Source organism: Flavobacterium soyae (assembly GCF_021245985.1).
GTDB lineage: Bacteria > Bacteroidota > Bacteroidia > Flavobacteriales > Flavobacteriaceae > Flavobacterium > Flavobacterium soyae.
Map to the genome: position 1 here is coordinate 1 of NZ_JAJQXA010000066.1, position 300 is coordinate 300.

The 300-nt window shown below is 52.3% G+C and carries 1 protein-coding gene; it reads right to left on the minus strand.

The genetic code is table 11. The features are described 5' to 3' along the window. Positions 1 to 300, minus strand: a 300-nt coding sequence (locus tag LUU93_RS21595; protein ID WP_232683236.1) for an HDIG domain-containing metalloprotein, incomplete at both ends; no start/stop codon positions are given.

Here is a 300-nt window from a genome sequence, read left to right on the forward strand (position 1 = left end):
TTCTTGGCGAGCTCTACGCCAATCTCTACGTGAGAGCCTTCCACTTCGTGGTCCAGCGCTTTGCCGATATCATGCAACAGACCTGCGCGTTTCGCTAGCGTAATATCTTCGCCCAGCTCCGCAGCCATTAAGCCCGTCAGATAGGCAACCTCCATCGAATGCTTCAGAACATTCTGACCATAGCTTGTCCGATATTTCAATCGGCCAAGAATCTTGATCAGGTCCGGATGCAAGCCATGAACGCCAACCTCGAATGTCGCTTGTTCCCCGTATTCGCGTACGCGTTCGTCGATTTCCTTG